Source organism: Mesorhizobium sp. LNJC405B00, assembly GCF_000502615.1.
GTDB lineage: Bacteria > Pseudomonadota > Alphaproteobacteria > Rhizobiales > Rhizobiaceae > Mesorhizobium.
The window spans coordinates 1-19,378 of record NZ_AYWC01000021.1 but is presented as its reverse complement, the minus strand read 5'-3'; the positions used below and the strand labels follow the sequence as shown (position 1 = coordinate 19,378).

Sequence of the window (19,378 nt, the reverse complement as noted above, 5' to 3'; positions counted from 1 at the left end):
CCCCGGCCCTTGGCATGATCACCAACATTCTGCATTAGCTCTCTGGCATACTCGGCTGCGTTGACTGGCCCATAGGCTGGGCCAATGGCAACGGCATAGTCGGCTGACAGAGGGACGAAGCAAGCCGACGGTGGACCAATCATCGCGTCGTGTTTCGCAAACTAAAGGTGGAGTGCCCCCCCATGTCAGTGGCTGTTGAGAAGCAGGATGCGGCTCCTAAGGATGCATCAGCCGACCAGCGTTCGCGCCGATCCGGCGGGCGCGAAGCGCGCCGCGCCATGCGGGCCGCACCGCTTGCCGACGATATCCGGCCGGTGCGCGCCGGCCTCGAAGGCGGCAGCTACGGGCCGCTCAACCAGAACGAACAGGAGCGCATCCATGAAGCGGTGCTGACGCTACTGGAGACCGTCGGCTTCGCCAATGCCATTCCCTCCTGCATCGAGGCTCTGACCGGGGTCGGCGCCGTTTACGGCGACGACGGCCGCGTCCGTTTCCCACGTGGGCTTGTGATGGACACGATCAGACGAGCCGCGCGAAATTTTACGCTGCACGGCCAGGACCCCAGGCATGACATGCTGATCCAGGGCAAGCGCGTGCATTACGGCACGGCGGGTGCGGCGGTGCATCTGGTCGATGTCGAAAAGCGCGAATACCGCGAGTCGCTGGTGCAGGACATTTACGATGCCGCCCGCCTCGTCGAAGGGCTCGACAACATCCATTTCTTCCAGCGGCCGATGGTGCCGCGCGACATTCCCGATCCGCTCGAAATGGACTTCAACACGCTCTACGCCTGCGTGATGGGGACGTCGAAGCATGTCGGCACCTCGTTCACGGTGCGCGAGAACGTGCAGCCGGCGCTGGACATGCTTTATGCGATCGCCGGCGGCGAGGAGAATTTCCGCGCCCGGCCGTTCGTGTCGAACTCCAACTGCTTCGTCGTACCGCCGATGAAGTTTGCCGAGGACGCCTGCGGCGTGCTCGAAGCCTGCGTCGAAGGCGGCATTCCGATCCTGCTTTTATCGGCCGGCCAGGCCGGCGCCACCGCTCCCGCGGCGATTGCCGGCGCTGTGGTGCAAGCGGTGGCGGAAGTGCTGGTCGGCCTCATCTATGTAAACGCCATCAAGCCGGGGCATCCGGCGATCTTCGGCACATGGCCGTTCGTCTCCGACCTCAGGACCGGTGCGATGTCGGGCGGCTCGGCCGAGCAGGCAGTACTGACTTCGGCCTGTGCGCAGATGGCGCAGTTCTACGATCTGCCGGGCGGTTCGGCCGCCGGCATGACGGATTCGAAACTGCCCGACATCCAGTCCGGCTATGAAAAGGGGATCACCGATGTGATGGCCGGCCTTGCCGGCCTCAATCTGGTCTATGAATCGGCGGGCATGCACGCCTCGCTGCTCGGCTTTTGCCTGGAGAGCCTGATCATAGACAATGACATGCTGGGCCACTGCCTGCGCTGCGTGCGGGGCATCGAAGTGACCGACGAAGCGCTGTCGATCGACACCATCACCGAAGTCTGCATGAATGGCCCAGGCCACTATCTCGGCAATGAGCAGACGCTGCGCCTGATGCAGACGGAGTATTTCTATCCTGCCGTCGGCGACCGCTTTTCGCCCAAGGAATGGAACGAGAAGGGCCGGCCCGACATCTTGCAGCGGGCGATCATCGAAAAGAAGCGCGTGCTGGCCGAGCGCTTCCCGCGCCATGTGCCGAAGCTGCTCGACGACAAATTGCGTGCCCGCTTCGGCGAGATGATCAAGCTGCCACGCAGCGGCATGGGCGGGTAAGCTTCACCTTACGAAGGTCAGTCCGCACTTAGCCCAAAGCGCTCGACGACTTGGGCGCTGATCAGCTTGCCATGCAGCGCCATCAACACGATCTGGGCATCCAGGCTGTCGCCGGTTTCAAGCGCAGCCTCCATGCGGCGCTCAGCCTCCAGCCGCCGCTCCGGCCCATTGGCCTGCTCGAAGGTTTGTGGGCCCGCGATGCAAAAGCCGAACAGCTGCGCCACGGACCGGTAGGCGTCGGGCGGCGGCTCGTCCGGCCAATGATCCTTCATCAAATTGACGATGGTGAGCTTTACCCCCCCGGGGGCAAGCGCCGGATGAAGATCGGCGCCGCGCAGCGCGTTGTCCAGTTCCCGCAAGTCACCCGAGCGGCCGAACATGCCGAGGAAACCGAGGGAAGAGCGCCGCTTCGTCATTGATGGGTGTTATCCCTCGTGCAGGACCTGTCGAGACGACGTATCTGTAGACTTGGCCCAATCGATACAAGAGCGTTGCCATGAGAAAAGGCGGCCTACCCGATGGCAAGCCGCCTTCGATTTCACCAAACTTGCAACGCCTAGTGGTTGTCCCTCGGCACGCCGCTGGTATGGGCGACGTCCTGGTATTTCACCGCCGGCTTCAGCACCATGCCCTCCGAGAACTGGTCGACCATGGAGCGCTGGATTTCCTGCCATGGCGTCTGGTGCTTGGGATAGTGATAGCCGCCATCGTCCTGCAGTTCGGCACGGCGCCGCGTGATTTCCTCGTCGGAGACGAGGATGTTGGCAGTGCCTTTGCGTAAGTCGATGCGCACACGGTCGCCGGTCTTGAGCAGCGCCAGGCCGCCGCCAATGGCGGCTTCCGGGGAAGCGTTGAGGATAGAGGGCGACCCCGATGTGCCCGACTGGCGGCCATCGCCGATGCAGGCCAGCGCGTGAATGCCCTTCTTGATGAGATAAGCGGGCGGCTGCATGTTGACGACCTCGGCGCCGCCGGGATAGCCGATCGGGCCGGCGCCGCGCATGAATAGGATGGTGTGCTCGTCGATGCCTTGCGCCGGATCGTCGATGCGGGCGTGGTAGTCCTCCGGCCCGTCAAAGACCATGGCGTTGCCTTCGAAGGCTTCCGGGTCGTTCGGGTTGGAGAGATAGCGTTCGCGGAATTCCGGCGAGATGCCGCTCATCTTCATGATGGCGGAATCGAACAGATTGCCGCTGAGATTGATGAAGCCGGCATTGACCTTCAGCGGCTCGGCAACAGTGCGGATGACATCGGTATTCTCGTTGGCGACCCCCTTGCAATTGTCGCCGATCGATTTCCCGTTGACGGTCATGGCTTCGGGATAGGGCAGCAGCTTGGCCTTCATCAGTTCGGCAACCACAGCCGGCACACCGCCGGCATGATGATAGTCCTCGCCGAGATATTCGCCAGATGGCTGCAGATTGACGATGAGCGGCACATGGAGGCCGACCGTCTGCCAGTCGTCATTGGTGAGCGGCACGCCGAGATGGCGGGCAATCGCGTTGAGGTGGATCGGCGCATTGGTCGAGCCGCCAATCGCCGAATTGACGACAATGGCGTTCTCGAACGCCTTGCGCGTCATGATGTCGGATGGCTTCAGATCCTCATGCACCATCTCGACGATGCGCTTGCCCGTCTCATAGGAGATCTGGCCGCGCTCGCGGTAGGGTGCCGGAATGGCAGCCGAGCCCGGCAATTGCATCCCGAGCGCCTCTGCCAGCGAGTTCATCGTGGTGGCGGTGCCCATGGTGTTGCAATAGCCGGTCGACGGCGCCGATGAGGCGACGATGTCCATGAACTCGTCATAGTCGATCTCGCCGGCGGAGAGCCGCTGGCGCGATTCCCAGACGATGGTGCCGGATCCCGTGCGCTTGCCTTTGTGCCAGCCATTGAGCATCGGTCCGACCGAAAGTGCTATGGCCGGAATATTGACGGTGGCCGCCGCCATCAGCAGCGCCGGCGTGGTTTTGTCGCAGCCGATGGTCAGCACGACGCCGTCGAGCGGATAGCCGTAAAGCACTTCGACCAGGCCGAGATAGGCAAGGTTGCGGTCGAGTGCCGCGGTCGGGCGCTTGCCGGTCTCCTGGATCGGATGGCACGGGAATTCGAAGGGGATGCCGCCCATCGAGACGATGCCTTCGCGCACGCGCTTGGCGAGTTCGATATGATGGCGGTTGCATGGCGACAGATCCGAGCCGGTCTGGGCGATGCCGATCAGCGGCTTGCCAGACATCAGCTCGGCCCGCGTCAGGCCGTAGTTCAGGTAGCGCTCGAGGTAGAGCGCGGTCATGCCTGGATTGTCGGGATTGTCGAACCACTCCTGCGAGCGAAATTTCTTCTTTCCGGTGGGGGCGCCTGCCATCATGGTCTCCGTATTTGTAAGACAAATCGATATGGCAACGCGCGGAAGCAGGCAAGAGGGCGCACCGTCGCAACCGGACTTTGGTGCGATAGACACAGACCAGACCGTGCGTTAGGCCTTCGAAGTCTGTCCGGGAGGTATCGATGGCTTTGGTGATCGAAGGCGAGGAACGCATTGCCGCCCCCCTGCAGAAAGTGTGGGACGCGCTGAACGATCCGAAGGTTTTGCAGGCGACCATTCCCGGCTGCCAGAACCTGGAGATGAAATCGCCGACCGAAATGGCAGCGACGGTGGTCCTGAAGATCGGACCGATCAAGGCGATATTCAACGGCGAGGTGACGTTGAAGAACCTGAAGCCGCCGCACTCCTACACCATCCAGGGCGAGGGCAAGGGCGGTATTGCCGGCTTCGCCAAGGGTGGCGCCGACGTGACGCTGACGGCGGACGGGCCGGATGCGACGGTCCTCAAATACGCGGCCAAAGCCGAAGTCGGCGGCAAGATCGCCCAACTCGGCAGCCGGCTCATCGAATCGACTTCGAAGAAGCTGGCCGGGCAGTTTTTTTCAAGCTTTGGTGAGAAGGTGGGTTCCCCTCCCCCTTGAGGGGAGGGTGCCTCGCGAAGCGAGGCGGGTGGGGTCGCCTCAACCGCCTCAACCTGAGTTGAGCTGCCTCGACTTGTAAAGAAATAGCGTCGAGCGTGTCACCGCGGACCCCACCCGGCCCTTCGGGCCACCCTCCCCTCAAGGGGGAGGGATATCCGAGCTACTCGAACACGATGTTCGGCACCGCCGCTTCGGCCGCGCCGCGTTCTTCGTTGACCCGGTCCCAGACCTTCGAAGCAATGCCGCGATAGATCTTCGCCTCGGCGCTGTCTGGCTTCGACGCCACCACGGGCGAGCCTTCATCAGAACTTTCGCGAATGCCCATTTCCAGCGGCACTTCGCCGAGGAAGGTCACGCCGAGTCGCTCGGCCTCGCGCCGCGCCCCGCCATGGCCAAAGATGTCGTAGCGCTTGCCGGTATCGGGGGCTATGAAATAGCTCATGTTCTCGACGATGCCGAGCAGCGGCACGTCGACCTTCTTGAACATATTCAATCCCTTGCGGGCGTCGATCAGCGCCAGGTCCTGCGGCGTCGAGACGATGACGGCGCCGGCCAGCGGCACCTGCTGGGCCATAGTCAGCTGCGCGTCGCCGGTGCCGGGCGGCATGTCGACGACGAGCACGTCGAGGCGGCCCCATTCGACCTCGCGCAGCATCTGCGTCAGCGCCGACATCACCATCGGACCGCGCCAGATCATCGGCGTCTCCTCGTCGACGAGGAAGCCCATCGACATCACCTTAAGGCCGTAATTCTCCATCGGTTTCAGGATCTTGCCGTCGACGGTCTGCGGCCGGCCATGGATGTTGAGCAGCCTGGGCATGGACGGGCCATAAATATCGGCATCGAGCACGCCGACACGCAAACCGTTGGCGGCGAGGCCAAGCGCGATGTTGACGGCGGTGGTCGACTTGCCGACGCCGCCCTTGCCGGACGCCACCGCGATGATCGCCTCGATGCCGGGCACGCCGCGCTTGCCCGACCTTTCCGAGGCCGGGGCGTGCGGGGCTGGAGAGTGTGGAGCTGGGCGCGGCGCGGCTGGCGCAGCCGGGGGTGCCGGCCTGGGCGCGGGACGCGACGCAACCGGAGCCTCCATGCCGCCGCCCTTCGTCTCCGCCGTCAGCGCGACGACGGCGCCGGCGACACCAGGGATCGCCTTGACGACACGCTCGGCTGCGGCGCGCAGCGGCTCCATCTCCTGTGCACGGGCGGCGGGAACGGTGATCGAGAAAAACACTTTCGAATCGGCGATGAAAATCTCCGAAACCATGCCGAGGTCGACGATGTTGCCGGTGAAGTCCGGCCCGTTGACCGTCTTCAGACGCTCGGTGACGATTTCCTTGGTGACGGACATGCATTGTTCCCTAAGGCGTTTGGCTGCGGCTCAGATAGTGCAGATTGGCAGCGACTCCAAGCACCACAGTGTCCGCCTCACCTTGCCAGGCCAACCGCAAGGTAGGTGAGCGCCGAAATTGCAGCCGTGGCCGGCAAGGTGACGATCCAGGCGATGACGATGTTGCCGGCAATGCCCCAGCGCACGGCCGAGACGCGACGGGCAGCGCCGACACCGATGATGGCCCCGGTGATCGTATGGGTGGTCGACACGGGAACGCCAAGCCAGGTGGCGGCAAACAGGGTGATGGCGCCGCCGGTCTCGGCGCAGAAGCCCTGCATCGGGTTCAACCGGGTGATCTTCGAGCCCATCGTGTGGACGATGCGCCAGCCGCCGAACAAAGTGCCGAGCGCCAGTGCTGTCTGACAGGTGAGGACGACCCACAGCGGCACGTAGAACGTCCCGCCGAGCATACCTTGCGAATAGAGCAGCACGGCGATGATGCCCATGGTTTTCTGGGCGTCGTTGCCGCCGTGCCCTAGCGAATAAAGCGAGGCCGAAAAGAACTGCATGACGCGGAAAGTGCTGTCGACGGCGAACGGTGTCTGGCGCACGAACAGCCAGGAAACGGCCAGGATCAGGACCAGCGCCAGAACAAACCCTGTCGCCGGCGACACGACGATTGCGGCGACCGTCTTGCCAAGCCCGGTCCAGACGATGGCGCCGGGCCCAGCCTTTGCAACGCCGGCGCCGACGAGCCCGCCGATCAGGGCATGCGAACTGCTGGACGGGATGCCGGCAATCCAGGTGACGATGTTCCAGACGATGGCGCCGACGAGCGCCGAGAAGATCACCGCCGGCGTGACGATGCTGACGTCGACGATACCTTTTCCCACAGTTTCAGCCACGTGAAGGCCGAAGAACATGAAGGCGATGAAATTGAAGAAAGCCGCCCACAAGACCGCATATTGTGGTCTCAGCACGCGGGTGGAGACGATGGTGGCGATGGAGTTCGCCGCATCGTGCAAGCCGTTTAGGAAATCGAAAAACAGCGCGACGGCGACAAGGCCGATCAGCACGGGAAAGGCGATGGTGGCTTCCATTGCCTAAACGTTCTCGATAACGATGCCGCTGATCTCGTTGGCGACGTCCTCAAAGCGGTCGACCACCTTCTCCAGCTGGCCGTAGATCTCCGAGCCGATCAGGTAGGCCATCGGATCGCTGCGGCCATGCCGCTTGAACAGGTCCTTCAATCCCTGCTCATGCAGATCGTCGGCGCGGCTTTCGACGCGCATCACCTCTTCGGCGATGGCGTTGAGGCGTACCGTGTGCGTGCCGACCTTGCTGAGCAGCGGGATCGCTTCGGCAACCAGCCTGGAGGCGGCAACGATGACGCCACCCATCTCCTGCATCAGCGGGTCGAATTCCTTCTTTTCGAACAGCTTCACCGTCTTGACGGTCTTGTGCATCATGTCGATGGCGTCATCCATCGACTGGATCAGGTCCTTGATGTCGCCGCGATCGAAGGGCGTGATGAAGGAACGCCGCACCGCCAGCAGCACTTCGGCCGTGATATGATCGGCCTCGTCCTCGAGATCGATGATCTTCTGGCACCAACGATCGATGTCCTTGCCCTGCAGAAGCTGCTCCAGCGCCTCGGCGCCGCCGACCACGGTGCGGGAATGCCGTTCAAAGAGGTCGAAGAAGCGATCTTCGCGCGGCAAAAGCTTGCGGAACCAGCCCAGCATGTCCGATCTCCTCGTATTCCATCCAACCACATAGCGCCGTGTTCGGCCGGGGGAAACAGCCAGCCGGCCCAAAGATGTGGATGCATGGCCAATTGCGGGTAGAGCTTGCGGCGAAAGGCAATTTCCCCGACCTTGCGCGCAACGAACGGACGGATGGTATGATCGACAAGCTCGAATTCTTCATCGCGCTGGCCAAGGAGGAGCATTTCGGCCGGGCGGCGGAAGCGTGCGGCGTCACGCAGCCGACCTTGTCGGCCGGGATCAAGCAGCTGGAGGGCCAGCTCGGCGTCATGCTGGTCAATCGCGGTTCGCGCTTTCAGGGGCTGACGCCGGAAGGCAAGCAGGTGCTGGTGTGGGCGCGTCGCATCGTCGGCGATTCCAGGACCATGCGCGAAGAGATGCGGGCGGCGCGACATGGCCTGTCCGGGCGTATCCGTATTGCCGCCATCCCAACCGCCCTCGCCATGGTGGCGCGGCTTACGACGCCATTTCGCGAGAAGCATCCGGGCGTCACCTTCTCTATCCTGTCGCGCACCTCGATCGAGGTGTTGTCGCTGCTCGGCAATTTCGACGTCGATGCCGGCATCACCTATCTCGACAACGAGCCTCTCGGACGGGTGACCAGCGTGCCGCTCTATGACGAGCGCTACCAGCTGATCACGGCGGTCGGAAATCCCTATTCGGATCGCGACAAAGTGACATGGGCCGAAATCAGCCAGCTGCCGCTCTGCTTGTTGACGCCGGACATGCAGAACCGCCGCATCATCGACCAGCATCTGGCCGAGGCCGGCGTGCAGGTGCGGCCGACACTGGAATCCAACTCGATGATCGTGCTGTTCTCCCACATACGGACAGGCAAATGGTCGTCGATCATGCCGCTCAACCTGGCGGAAACATTCGGCTTTTCCGAGCCGATCCGGGCCATTCCGATCGTCGAACCGGATGCCAGCCACACGGTCGGGCTGGTCGCCGCGCCGCGCGAACCGCACACGCCGCTGGTGCAGGCGCTGCTGGACGAGGCGATGGCGCTGGCAGACGATTTCCGCGCCAATCGCTGAGCTAGTCATAACTGGTCAATCGGCGCGATAGAAATTTCCTATCGTGCAACGAAACCGCTTTATTGATTTCAGAGGTTTTCTCTGATTTCTTAAGCACTTAGCGATTAAGCGGCGTAGGCATGTCGTTGTTCCAAAACCGCTTCATGCTTTTGGACGATATATGCATCGATCGCTACGATAGGGAGGGCGCTGCGTGACGATGCAGCCAGCAAGTACCGAGATACAGTCGCGCACGGCGGCGATCATCCAGCAGTTGAAGGGCCTCGAAGGCCCGCTGCTGCCGATCCTGCACGAGATCCAGGAAGAATTTGGCCACGTGCCGCAGGACGCCGTGCCCGTCATCGCCGATGGGCTGAACCTGTCGAGGGCCGAAGTGCATGGCGTCGTGACCTTCTATCATGATTTCCGTGCCCGTCCGGCTGGCCGGCATGTGCTCAAGCTCTGCCAGGCGGAAGCCTGCCAGTCGATGGGTTCGGATGCGATCGCCGCAAAGGTCAAGCAGTTGTTGGGCATCGATTTCCATGAGACCACCCGCGACGGATCGGTTACACTTGAGCCTGTCTATTGCCTCGGGCTGTGCGCCTGTTCACCGTCGGCGATGCTGGATGGTGAGGTGATCGGGCGGCTCGATGACGAGAAGATCGAAGAGATCGTCGCGGAGGTACGCTCATGATCCCGCGCATCTACATTCCAGGTGACTCCGGCGCGCTGGCGCTCGGCGCCGAAAAGGTCGCCAAGGCTGTTCGTGCGGAACTGGCCGAACGGGGTGTCGAGGCCAAGATCGTCCGCAACGGCTCGCGCGGCGCCTATTTCCTCGAACCGATGGTCGAGGTCGCGACCGAAAAGGGCCGCGTCGCTTACGGGCCGGTCAAGCCCTCAGACATCAAGAGCCTGTTCGACAGCGGCTTTCTGACCGGCGGGCATCACAAGCGCTGGCTGGGCGCGCCCGACAAAATCCCGTTCCTCGCCAAGCAGACGCGCCTGACCTTCGCGCGTTGCGGCATCAACGACCCGCTATCGCTCGACGCCTACAAGTCACTGGGCGGGCTCAAGGGCCTGCAGAACGCGGTGGCCATGGCGCCGCTCGACATCGTCAAACAGGTCACGGAATCGGGCTTGCGCGGCCGCGGCGGCGCCGGCTTCCCGACCGGCATCAAGTGGAAGACGGTGCTCGATACGACATCTGACCGCAAATACATCGTCTGCAATGCCGACGAGGGCGACAGCGCCACCTTTGCCGACCGCATGATCATGGAGGGCGACCCCTTCGTGCTCATCGAAGGCATGGCGATTGCCGGCATCGCCACCGGCGCGACCAAGGGGTTCGTCTATATCCGCTCGGAATATCCGCATGCGGTGGCTGTCATGAACAAGGCTGTCGAGGTCGCCCGCAAGGCAGGCGTGCTCGGCGTCAGCGTGCTGGGTTCGCCCAACGCCTTCGACATGGAAATCCGCGTCGGCGCCGGCGCCTATGTCTGCGGCGAGGAAACTTCGCTGCTGAACAGCCTTGAAGGCAAGCGCGGCGTGGTGCGAGCCAAGCCACCGCTGCCGGCAATCCAGGGTCTGTTCGGCAAGCCGACGGTGATCAACAACGTCATCAGCCTGGCCTCCGTGCCCATCATCATGGACAAGGGTGCTGCCTTCTACAAGGATTTCGGCATGGGCCGCTCGCGCGGCACGATCCCGATACAGATCGCCGGCAACGTCAAGTTCGGCGGCCTGTTCGAGGCGGCGTTCGGCATGACGCTGGGCGAGATCGTCGACGATATCGGCGGCGGTACGGCCACAGGTCGCCCGGTGAAGGCGGTGCAGGTCGGCGGCCCGCTCGGCGCCTATTTCCCGCGCGGCCTGTTCGACACGCCGTTCGACTACGAAGAGTTCGCGAAGCGCGACGGGCTGATCGGCCATGCCGGCATCACCGTGTTCGACGACACGGCCGACATGCTGAAGCAGGCGCGCTTTGCCATGGAGTTCTGCGCCATCGAAAGCTGCGGCAAGTGCACGCCCTGCCGCATCGGCTCGATACGCGGGGTGGAGACCATCGACCGGCTTGCCGCCGGCATCGAGCCGGAGAAGAACCTGGCACTGGTCACCGATCTCTGCAACACGATGAAGTTCGGATCGCTCTGCGCGCTGGGCGGCTTCACGCCCTATCCGGTGATGAGCTCGATCACCCATTTCCCCGAAGATTTCAAGCCCGCGCCGGCGCGCGTGGCTGCTGAATAGGAGCTGGCAGATGAATATCAAGGCCGACTTCCCGACACTCATCGAAGAACTCGATTACGGAACCCCGGAATCGAAGGCGCAAAAGCAGGTTACGCTGATCGTCGACGGCCGCAGCATCAGCGTGCCGGAGGGTACGTCGATCATGCGCGCGGCGATGGAAGGCGGGGTCGAGATCCCAAAACTCTGCGCTACCGACATGCTTGACTCGTTCGGCTCCTGCCGCGTCTGCCTGGTCGAGATCGACGGGCGCGGCGGCACGCCGGCATCCTGCACGACGCCCGTCGGCGAAGGCATGGTGGTGCGCACGCAATCCGAGCGGCTCGACGCCATCCGCCGCGGTGTCATGGAGCTTTACGTCTCCGACCACCCGACCGGCTGGAACGAGAAGGCCGGCACCGGCGCCAGCGAGTTCGACGTTGTGGCGAAATCGGTCGGCCTGACCGAGAACCGCTTCGGCATCGAGGGCCGCAACCACGTCAAGCAGGAAAACGGCGTCGCGCCCGGCCATGGCTCGCTGGCGGTCGACTACATCGCTCGCGATGAGTCCAACCCATATTTCACCTATGATCCGGCGCAATGTATCGTCTGCTCGCGCTGCGTGCGGGCCTGCGAGGAGGTGCAGGGCACCTTCGCGCTGACGATCGAGGGCCGCGGTTTCGAATCGCGCATGGTCGCCGGCATGCACGAGGATTTCATCGCCTCCGAATGCGTATCCTGCGGCGCCTGCGTGCAGGCCTGTCCGACCGATGCGCTGCGTGAAAAGACCGTGCTTGAGAAAGGCATGCCCGAGCGCTCCGCCGTCACCACCTGCGCCTATTGCGGCGTCGGCTGCTCGTTCAAGGCAGAAGTGAAGGACGACGAAGTCATTCGCATGATGCCCTACAAGGACGGCAAGGCGAACCACGGCCACTCCTGCGTGAAGGGCCGTTTCGCCTATGGCTATGCCACCCACAAGGACCGCATCCTGTCGCCTATGATCCGGGAAAAGGTCAGCGATCCCTGGCGCGAGGTGAGCTGGGAAGAGGCCATCGCCCATACGGCCAAGGAATTCCGCCGTATCCAGTATCAATACGGCCGCACCTCGATCGGCGGTATCACGTCCTCGCGCTGCACGAATGAAGAGACCTATCTCGTCCAGAAGCTGGTGCGCCAAGGCTTCCGCAACAACAATGTCGACACTTGCGCGCGCGTCTGCCACTCGCCGACCGGCTACGGCCTCGGCCAGACCTATGGCACCTCGGCCGGCACGCAGGATTTCGATTCCGTCGACTTCACCGATGTCGCCGTCATCATCGGCGCCAATCCGGCTTCCGCGCACCCGGTGTTCGCCTCGCGGCTGAAAAAGCGGCTGCGCCAGGGCGCCAAGCTGATCGTGCTCGATCCGCGCCGCACCGAAATGGTCAAGTCGGCGCATATCGAGGCCGACTATCACCTGCCGCTGAAGCCCGGCACCAACGTGGCGGTGCTGACGGCGCTGGCGCATGTCATCGTTACCGAAGGGCTTTTCGACGAAGCCTTCATCCGCGATCGCTGCGACTGGGCGGAGTTCCAGGATTGGGCTTCTTTCGTCGCCTTGCCGGAAAACAACCCCGAAATCGTGGGCAAGCTGTCCGGCGTCGATCCCGAACTGATCCGGGGTGCTGCGCGCCTCTATGCCAAGGGCGGCAATGGCGCGATTTATTATGGCCTTGGCGTCACCGAACACAGCCAGGGTTCGACCACGGTTATGGCTATCGCCAACCTTGCCATGGCGACCGGCAATATCGGCCGTCCCGGCGTCGGCGTGAACCCGCTGCGCGGCCAGAACAACGTGCAGGGTTCCTGCGACATGGGCTCGTTCCCGCATGAACTGCCGGGCTACCGCCACATCTCCGGCGAGGCGGTGCGCGACATCTATGAGAGCCTGTGGGGGGTGAAGCTCGACGACGAACCGGGCCTGCGCATCCCCAACATGCTGGATGCCGCCGTCGACGGATCCTTCAAGGGCATCTACATCCAGGGCGAGGACATCCTGCAGTCCGACCCTGATACCAAGCATGTCGCGGCCGGCCTGGCGGCGATGGAATGCGTGGTCGTGCACGACCTGTTCCTCAACGAGACAGCGAACTACGCGCATGTCTTCCTGCCGGGCTCGACCTTCCTGGAAAAGGACGGCACCTTCACAAATGCCGAGCGCCGCATCAACATGGTGCGCAAGGTGCTGGAGCCGAAGGCGCGCTACGCCGACTGGGAAGCGACACAGGAGCTTGCCCGCGCGATCGGGCTGGATTGGAACTACCAGCATCCCTCCGAAATCATGGACGAGATCGCCAAAACGACGCCGAGCTTCGCCGGCGTCTCCTTCGATCTGCTCGACCGTGTCGGATCGGTGCAATGGCCCTGCAACGAGAAGGCGCCGCTCGGCACGCCGATCATGCATATCGACGGCTTCGTGCGCGGCAAGGGCAAGTTCATCCGGACGGAATATGTGGCGACCGACGAGCGGACCGGGCCCCGTTTCCCGTTGCTGCTGACCACCGGCCGCATCCTCAGCCAGTACAATGTCGGTGCACAGACAAGGCGCACCGAAAACGTCATGTGGCACTCGGAGGACCGGCTGGAGATCCATCCGCACGATGCGGAGAACCGCGGCCTGCGCGATGGCGACTGGGTGCGGCTGACCAGCCGTTCGGGTGAGACGACGCTGCGTGCGCTGATCACCGACCGGGTGTCGCCAGGTGTGGTCTACACAACGTTCCACCATCCCGACACGCAGGCCAACGTCATCACCACCGACTTCTCCGACTGGGCGACCAACTGCCCGGAGTACAAGGTGACCGCGGTGCAGGTCGGCGCCTCCAACGGGCCTTCGGACTGGCAGCGCGATTATAACGAGCAGGCCGAGCAGAGCCGCCGCATCGCAAAGCTGGAAGCGGCGGAGTAGTCTTGCCACGGCGTTCGACAATAAGAGCTTCAATCTTGACGGTTGGTCGACCCCTACTCCGTCAGGAAGGACGCGAGCTTATGCCGCCTGGCGCCTTTCTTCTCCCTCCGGAGGGGGGAGAGGTGGCGCCGCGAAGCGGCGACGGAGTGGGGGAAGCCGGCCCCGCAACACGCAGCCGTCGAAAGTCGCGCACAACCCAAAGAGCAGGCAAACCGGCCTATCTGGCGAGCAGTCGACCCCCACTCCGTCAAGCTTCGCTTGACACCTCTCCCCCGGTCGACGGGGGAGAGGAAAGGCGCGAGCCTCCACAGCTGCTGCTAAGGACGAACAGGGCAGAGGGGCGCGCCTCGTGACCCGCAAACGCCAAGCCACCACCCAAATCTCTCGCCTTGCCCACCGCGCCAGCGGCACGACATCGGCCAACCGCATGGTGCCGGAGGAGACGCCGGTGGCGTTCTCCTTTGCCGGCACCACCCATGCGGTGATGATGGCGAGCCCGGCCGATTTCGAGGATTTCGCGCTCGGCTTCTCGCTGACCGAAGGCATCATCGCGTTGCCTGACGAGATAGAGGCGATCGAGGTCGAGGACCATGGCGCCGGGATCGATATCCAGATCCGGTTGAAGGACCAGGCCAATACGCGCTTCGAGGCGCGACGCAGGCGATTGGCCGGTCCGGTCGGCTGTGGGCTATGCGGCATCGAATCGATCGAGGAAGCGATGCGCTCGGTCGACAAGGTTGGTGCGTCCAAGCTTACGCTTGAAGCCGACGATATCACCCGTTCGGTAAAGCTTTTGTCCAAGGTGCAGCCTCTGCATTCAGAAACCGGCGCCGTGCATGCAGCGGGCTTCTACATTCCCGGCAAAGGCATCGTCATGGCGCGCGAGGATGTCGGCCGGCACAATGCGCTGGACAAACTGGCCGGCGCGCTGGCCAAGGCCGGCATTGACGGTGCATCGGGCGCGGTGGTGGTGACATCACGCGTCTCGGTGGAGATGGTGCAGAAAACGGCGGCGATCGGCTCCGCCTTCATCATCGCCGTGTCGGCGCCGACAGCGCTCGCCATCCGCACCGCTGATGAGGCCGGCATGACACTGGTAGCGCTGGTGCGCGGCGATGATTTCGATGTTTTCACCCACCCGGAACGGGTGGTCTTGGGAGTTGCCCAGCATGTCGCATAACGAAGAACGCATCACGAGCACCGGGGAAAAGCTGGTGCGCATGGCCAACCAGATCGCCGCCTTCTTCCATTCAAGGCCCCGCGAGGAAGGTGTGGCGGGCGTGGCCGAGCACATCAACAAGTTCTGGGAGCCCAGGATGCGCCGGCAGTTCTTCGAGATGCTGGACAGCGGCGGCGAAGGTTTTGACGAACTCGTCGTCGTGGCCTCGGCCAGGATCAAGCGGCCGAAGACCGAGGAGCAGGCCGATGTGAGCATCGGCTACGTCCAACCCACGGGTGCAGAGAGCGCCGCTCCCCAGAAATAGCCTCCCCCAGAAATGGCGGGCGAACACGGCTCGCCGCGGGCTATATTCCTGTCTTCTAAAGTTTGGCTGCCGCATCCGCCGGGCGTCTGCTATGGTCGGCGATCAGAAATCGTCTGGCCGGGCGGGATAGCAACGTGAGGCCGATCGAGACGCGATATGCCCTCAGCAGCGACGTGCGGATCGCCTATCAGGTGGTCGGCCAGGGATCGTTCGACCTGGTTTTCGTGCCCGGCTTCATCTCCAATCTCGACCTGCATTGGGAAGACGAGGGCTACGCCAGGCTCTTGAAACGGCTCTCGGCGTTCTCGCGGCTGATCCTGTTCGACAAGCGCGGCACCGGCCTGTCCGACCGCGTCGACCCACGCCACCTGCCCAGCCTCGAAACCCGCATGGACGATGTGCGCGCGGTGATGGATGCCACCGGCAGCGGCCGCGCGGCCTTGCTCGGCGCTTCGGAAGGCGCGCCGATGGCAATGTTGTTTGCCGCCACCTATCCGGAACGGACACGAGCGCTGGCGCTCTATGGCGGTTATGCGCATTTCCACAAATGGGTGATGTCGCCGGAGCGCCTCGAGGCCTTCATCGCGACGGCCGGCACGGAATGGGGCACGGGCGCCACACTGCCCAACTTCGCTCCCGGCCGGGTAGATGATGCGCATTTCACCCAGTGGTGGGCCCGCTTCGAGCGGCTGTCGGCCAGTCCGACGGCAGCGGCAGCCCTTGCCCGGATGAATGCCGGAATCGATGTGCGCGGCGTGCTTTCGGCGATCGGCGCACCGACACTGCTCATTCATCGCCGCAACGACGCGCGGGTCGACCCGGACGCCAGCCGCTTCCTGGCGAAAGAGATCGCCAATGCGCGATTGGTCGAGGTCCCCGGGCGCGACCACCCGATCTGGACCGGCGATGTCGACCGGGTGGCCGACCTGATCGAGGAATTCCTGACCGGCGAGCGTGCCGTGGCCGAAGCGGAGCGCGTGCTTGCCGCTCTTCTGGCGACACGCATCTACGACACGGCGCGGGTTGGCGACCGCATGTGGAGCGAACGTAGCGAGCGCTTCCAGGAGAGCTGGCAGCAGCTGGTCGGCCGTCATGGCGGACGCGTCGCCGGCATCCATGGCGAATTGATGATCTCGCGCTTCGACGGGCCGGCGCGGGCCATACGCTGCGCGGCGGCACTGCGCGATGCGGCGCAACATATGGGCATTGCAAGCGCCCAGGGCGCCCATGTCGGTGAGGTCGAAATGCGCGGGCCGCCGGTGGGGCTGATGGCACGGGTGACGATGCAGATCGCCGCCCATGCCGGGCGCGGCGATATTCTGGCGTCGCGGCTGACCGCCGATCTGGCGGCGGGGTCCGGCCTGCATTTCATCGATGCCGGGCGTGTCACGGTGGATGAGCTGGACGAGCCGCTGGCGCTGGTCCAGGCAACGTCGGAACAGCACCTGGAGCCGGCCTGCCGCCCCAAGGCGAAACCCGCCGAGCCGGCTCAACTGACGGCGCGCGAAAGCGAGGTGGTGATCCTGATCGCCGACGGCAAGAGCAATGCCGCGATCGCCGCCGAGCTGAGGCTCAGCGAGCATACGGTCAAGCGTCATGTCGCCAACATATTGCTGAAGCTCGATTTGCCGTCACGGGCGGCGGCAGCGGCATTTTCCGCCAGGCAGGCTGGCCCGGACGGGCCATAGGGACCATGGCGCTTTCGGGCGAAGCGGCCAGGTGGGGTCGAGGCGTACCAATTCTCTCCATGCAGGCCAGGCGGATGTCGCCGGGAAAGGCACTGCGGATGGAGGATGCAATGCTGAAGTCAAACAGGTCGATCAAATCGCTGGTGATAGCGGCAGGCGTTGGCGCGTTGTTCACGATCGCTCCCGCCAGAGCCGAGGATGCCTCGGCGGCCGCCGCCTACAAGGACATCGAGGCGACGCTCGGCTCAGTGCCGGACATGTTCAAGACGCTGCCCGATGTCGCGGTTGCCGGCGCCTGGGCCGAGATCAAGGGTGTGCAGCTCAACCCCAAGACCGCGCTCGACGGCAAGACCAAGGAACTGCTGGGGCTGGCCGTCGCCTCGCAGATCCCCTGCCAGTACTGCATCTATTTCCACACCGAGGCCGCCAAGCTCAATGGCGCGACCGATGAGGAGATCAAGGAGGCGATCGCGATGGCGGCCATCGTGCGCCACTGGTCGACGATGCTCAACGGCAGCCAGGTCGATTTCGCGACCTTCAAACAACAGACCGACGGCGTGTTCGCAGCCGTCAAAGCCAAGTCGCAGTGAAAGAAAATGCCGGGCGGTGCGCCGGGCATTGCTTGTGATCATTCAACCGCCCGATCAACGGGCCATGGAGGAGAAGATGCTGACCAAGACGCAGAGCGTGGACGGCGCGGCGATCAAGAAAGCGATCGAAGGACGGGACGCAGGATGCTCGCTAGCTTCTATGCCGACGACGCACTGGTGCGGGTGATCGACCGCAACAATCCGCCGAGCAAGCCGCGCGAGATCCGCGGCCGGGCGGCGATCAGCACCTTCTGGGACGACATCTGCAGCCGGGCGATGACCCACAAGGTCGACACCACCATCGCCGATGGCGACAATCTCGCCTTCACCCAGGCCTGCGCCTATCCGGACGGAACGAAAGTGTTCTGCGCGGCGATGCTGGAGCTGAAGAATGGGCGGATTGCACGACAGACCGTCGTGCAGGCCTGGGACGAGTAGTTCCACCGCGGAAAGATCAACCGCGGTTTGGGCCGCAAAACTGGAGGAGACAAAATGTTCAGCGCCAGATGGCAGATCGACGCCAAGTTCGGGCACAAGCAGACCGTGCTCGACCTGTTGAAGAAATGGGAACGCGAGATCNGATCGGCTCTCAGGTCGGCATTGCCGATCTCGAGTTCCAGATCATGACCGGTTCGGTCGGAGCTCGGGAAGCGACGGTCGAATCGCATCATCAGGTCGAAAGCCTTGCCCAGCTGGAGGGATTCTTCGCCAGGATCGGCAAGATCGACGCGCACGCCAAATGGGGCAAGGAGATGGAGCCCTACGTCGTTTCAGGCACCAGCCTTTGGAACATCTACCGCATCGTGGAGTAGCCGTGGCAGGTGCAGCAGTTTTCGGCCATCAGTTGCGGCGGCCGAAACTCGTCCGCTGCCCGGAAAACCGCCCTTCCCTGGCCCTTGGTTGCGGCACCGGTCTGATGGGCGAGAAACTGCGGCCGGTCGCCGAACGGCTGGAGGGCTACGATATCTCCGCCGCCATGCTGAAATAGGCTCGCGCCAAGGGCGTCTACGACCTGCTCGTCAAGGCCGATCTGCAGTATTTCGCTTATGCCGGCCGAAAGCCGATCTGGTGGTGGCGGCCGACGTGTTCATCTATGTCGGTGCACTCGACAGTCTGGTGAGGACCGTCGCCGGCATTCTGGCCGGCAATGGTCTGTTTGCCTTTTCCGTCGAGACATTGATCGGCAGCGATGGCTTTGCCTTGCAGCTGTCACGCCGCTACGCCCACTCGGAAATTTATGTGCGGCGCGTTCTGGCCACAAACGGGTTTTCGATTCTGTCGCTTGATAGCACGACTATCCGGCATGACCGGCGAGAGCCGGTCGAGGGACTGGCCGTGACGGCGGAGAAGCAACCACCGATGTTGTGATCCTTCACACCCCCCTCTGTCCTGCCGGACATCTCCCCGCAAGGGGGGATCAGCAGCTTCGGCCGGTTGTGTGCGTCAAGTTCTGCAAAATGGGGCAGCCATGATGCTGGTCATGCGGCTTGGCGCAGAGCGAGCTTCTTGTGCTCGCGCAGGTCGTCCATGTTGATGTATCGGTTGGCCTCCATCCAGTTTTCATTGGTCTCGACGGCCAA

Annotated in this window: 16 protein-coding genes and 2 pseudogenes; 13 read left to right on the top strand and 5 right to left on the bottom strand. The window is 63.5% G+C overall.

Annotation, left to right across the window (positions count from 1 at the left end):
- Positions 1–182: 182 nt before the first annotated feature.
- A complete protein-coding gene (locus X756_RS139755) occupies positions 183–1,787 on the top strand; it encodes a trimethylamine methyltransferase family protein (protein WP_023731380.1) in 1,605 nt (534 codons plus the stop codon).
- 17 nt (positions 1,788–1,804) lie between these two features.
- On the opposite strand, the gene X756_RS139760 is transcribed toward X756_RS139755, so the two are convergent.
- Positions 1,805–2,203: a hypothetical protein gene (locus X756_RS139760; protein ID WP_023731379.1), complete on the bottom strand. Its 399-nt coding sequence runs from the start codon at positions 2,201–2,203 to the stop codon at positions 1,805–1,807.
- A gap of 140 nt (positions 2,204–2,343) precedes the next feature.
- Positions 2,344–4,149 (bottom strand): IlvD/Edd family dehydratase, encoded by a 1,806-nt coding sequence (locus X756_RS139765; protein ID WP_023731378.1) that lies wholly within the window; start codon positions 4,147–4,149, stop codon positions 2,344–2,346.
- Positions 4,150–4,292: 143 nt separating this feature from the next.
- On the opposite strand from X756_RS139765, the gene X756_RS139770 reads away from it, so the two are divergent.
- The gene (locus tag X756_RS139770; RefSeq protein WP_023692623.1) at positions 4,293–4,751 is read left to right on the top strand and encodes a carbon monoxide dehydrogenase subunit G; all 459 of its coding nucleotides are present in this window, start codon (positions 4,293–4,295) and stop codon (positions 4,749–4,751) included.
- A 160-nt stretch (positions 4,752–4,911) separates the two neighbouring features.
- On the opposite strand, the gene X756_RS139775 is transcribed toward X756_RS139770, so the two are convergent.
- The 3 genes from X756_RS139775 to X756_RS139785 all read right to left on the bottom strand — a co-directional run bounded on the left by X756_RS139775 (position 4,912) and on the right by X756_RS139785 (position 7,829).
- Complete coding sequence (locus X756_RS139775) at positions 4,912–6,102, bottom strand: Mrp/NBP35 family ATP-binding protein (protein ID WP_023731377.1); 1,191 nt, start codon at positions 6,100–6,102, stop codon at positions 4,912–4,914.
- Between the two features lie 77 nt (positions 6,103–6,179).
- Positions 6,180–7,184, bottom strand: coding sequence for an inorganic phosphate transporter (locus X756_RS139780; protein ID WP_023688789.1), 1,005 nt, complete (start codon positions 7,182–7,184; stop codon positions 6,180–6,182).
- A 3-nt stretch (positions 7,185–7,187) separates the two neighbouring features.
- On the bottom strand, positions 7,188–7,829 hold the full coding sequence (locus X756_RS139785) for a DUF47 domain-containing protein (protein ID WP_023673429.1): 642 nt from the start codon (positions 7,827–7,829) through the stop codon (positions 7,188–7,190).
- 158 nt (positions 7,830–7,987) lie between these two features.
- Between X756_RS139785 and X756_RS139790 the strand changes: the two genes are divergently transcribed.
- The 11 genes and pseudogenes from X756_RS139790 to X756_RS1000000168125 form a co-directional block, all read left to right on the top strand.
- Complete coding sequence (locus X756_RS139790) at positions 7,988–8,887, top strand: LysR family transcriptional regulator (protein ID WP_023688790.1); 900 nt, start codon at positions 7,988–7,990, stop codon at positions 8,885–8,887.
- A gap of 193 nt (positions 8,888–9,080) precedes the next feature.
- Positions 9,081–9,560: a formate dehydrogenase subunit gamma gene (locus X756_RS139795; protein WP_023731376.1), complete on the top strand. Its 480-nt coding sequence runs from the start codon at positions 9,081–9,083 to the stop codon at positions 9,558–9,560.
- Complete coding sequence (locus tag X756_RS139800) at positions 9,557–11,113, top strand: NADH-quinone oxidoreductase subunit NuoF (RefSeq protein ID WP_023731375.1); 1,557 nt, start codon at positions 9,557–9,559, stop codon at positions 11,111–11,113. The genes X756_RS139795 and X756_RS139800 overlap by 4 nt, the downstream gene beginning before the upstream one ends.
- Before the next feature lie 10 nt (positions 11,114–11,123).
- Positions 11,124–14,036 (top strand): formate dehydrogenase subunit alpha, encoded by a 2,913-nt coding sequence (gene fdhF / locus X756_RS139805; RefSeq protein WP_023731374.1) that lies wholly within the window; start codon positions 11,124–11,126, stop codon positions 14,034–14,036.
- Positions 14,037–14,385: 349 nt separating this feature from the next.
- Positions 14,386–15,216, top strand: a complete 831-nt coding sequence (fdhD, locus tag X756_RS139810) for a formate dehydrogenase accessory sulfurtransferase FdhD (RefSeq protein WP_023731373.1) — start codon at positions 14,386–14,388, stop codon at positions 15,214–15,216.
- On the top strand, positions 15,206–15,520 hold the full coding sequence (locus X756_RS139815) for a formate dehydrogenase subunit delta (protein ID WP_023731372.1): 315 nt from the start codon (positions 15,206–15,208) through the stop codon (positions 15,518–15,520). Before fdhD ends, X756_RS139815 begins: the two co-directional genes overlap by 11 nt.
- A 134-nt stretch (positions 15,521–15,654) precedes the next feature.
- Positions 15,655–17,208 carry an alpha/beta fold hydrolase gene (locus X756_RS139820; protein WP_023731371.1) on the top strand — a complete coding sequence of 518 codons (1,554 nt, stop codon included), beginning with the start codon at positions 15,655–15,657 and terminating at the stop codon, positions 17,206–17,208.
- Between the two features lie 110 nt (positions 17,209–17,318).
- A complete protein-coding gene (locus tag X756_RS139825) occupies positions 17,319–17,798 on the top strand; it encodes a carboxymuconolactone decarboxylase family protein (RefSeq protein WP_023688798.1) in 480 nt (159 codons plus the stop codon).
- A 144-nt stretch (positions 17,799–17,942) separates the two neighbouring features.
- Positions 17,943–18,236 carry a nuclear transport factor 2 family protein gene (locus X756_RS01000000166035; RefSeq protein WP_245264578.1) on the top strand — a complete coding sequence of 98 codons (294 nt, stop codon included), beginning with the start codon at positions 17,943–17,945 and terminating at the stop codon, positions 18,234–18,236.
- Between the two features lie 54 nt (positions 18,237–18,290).
- Positions 18,291–18,610 (top strand): annotated as a pseudogene (locus X756_RS1000000170635) (hypothetical protein).
- Positions 18,611–18,684: 74 nt separating this feature from the next.
- Positions 18,685–19,166: pseudogene (locus X756_RS1000000168125) on the top strand (methyltransferase domain-containing protein); the annotation flags it as partial.
- Positions 19,167–19,378 lie beyond the last annotated feature (212 nt).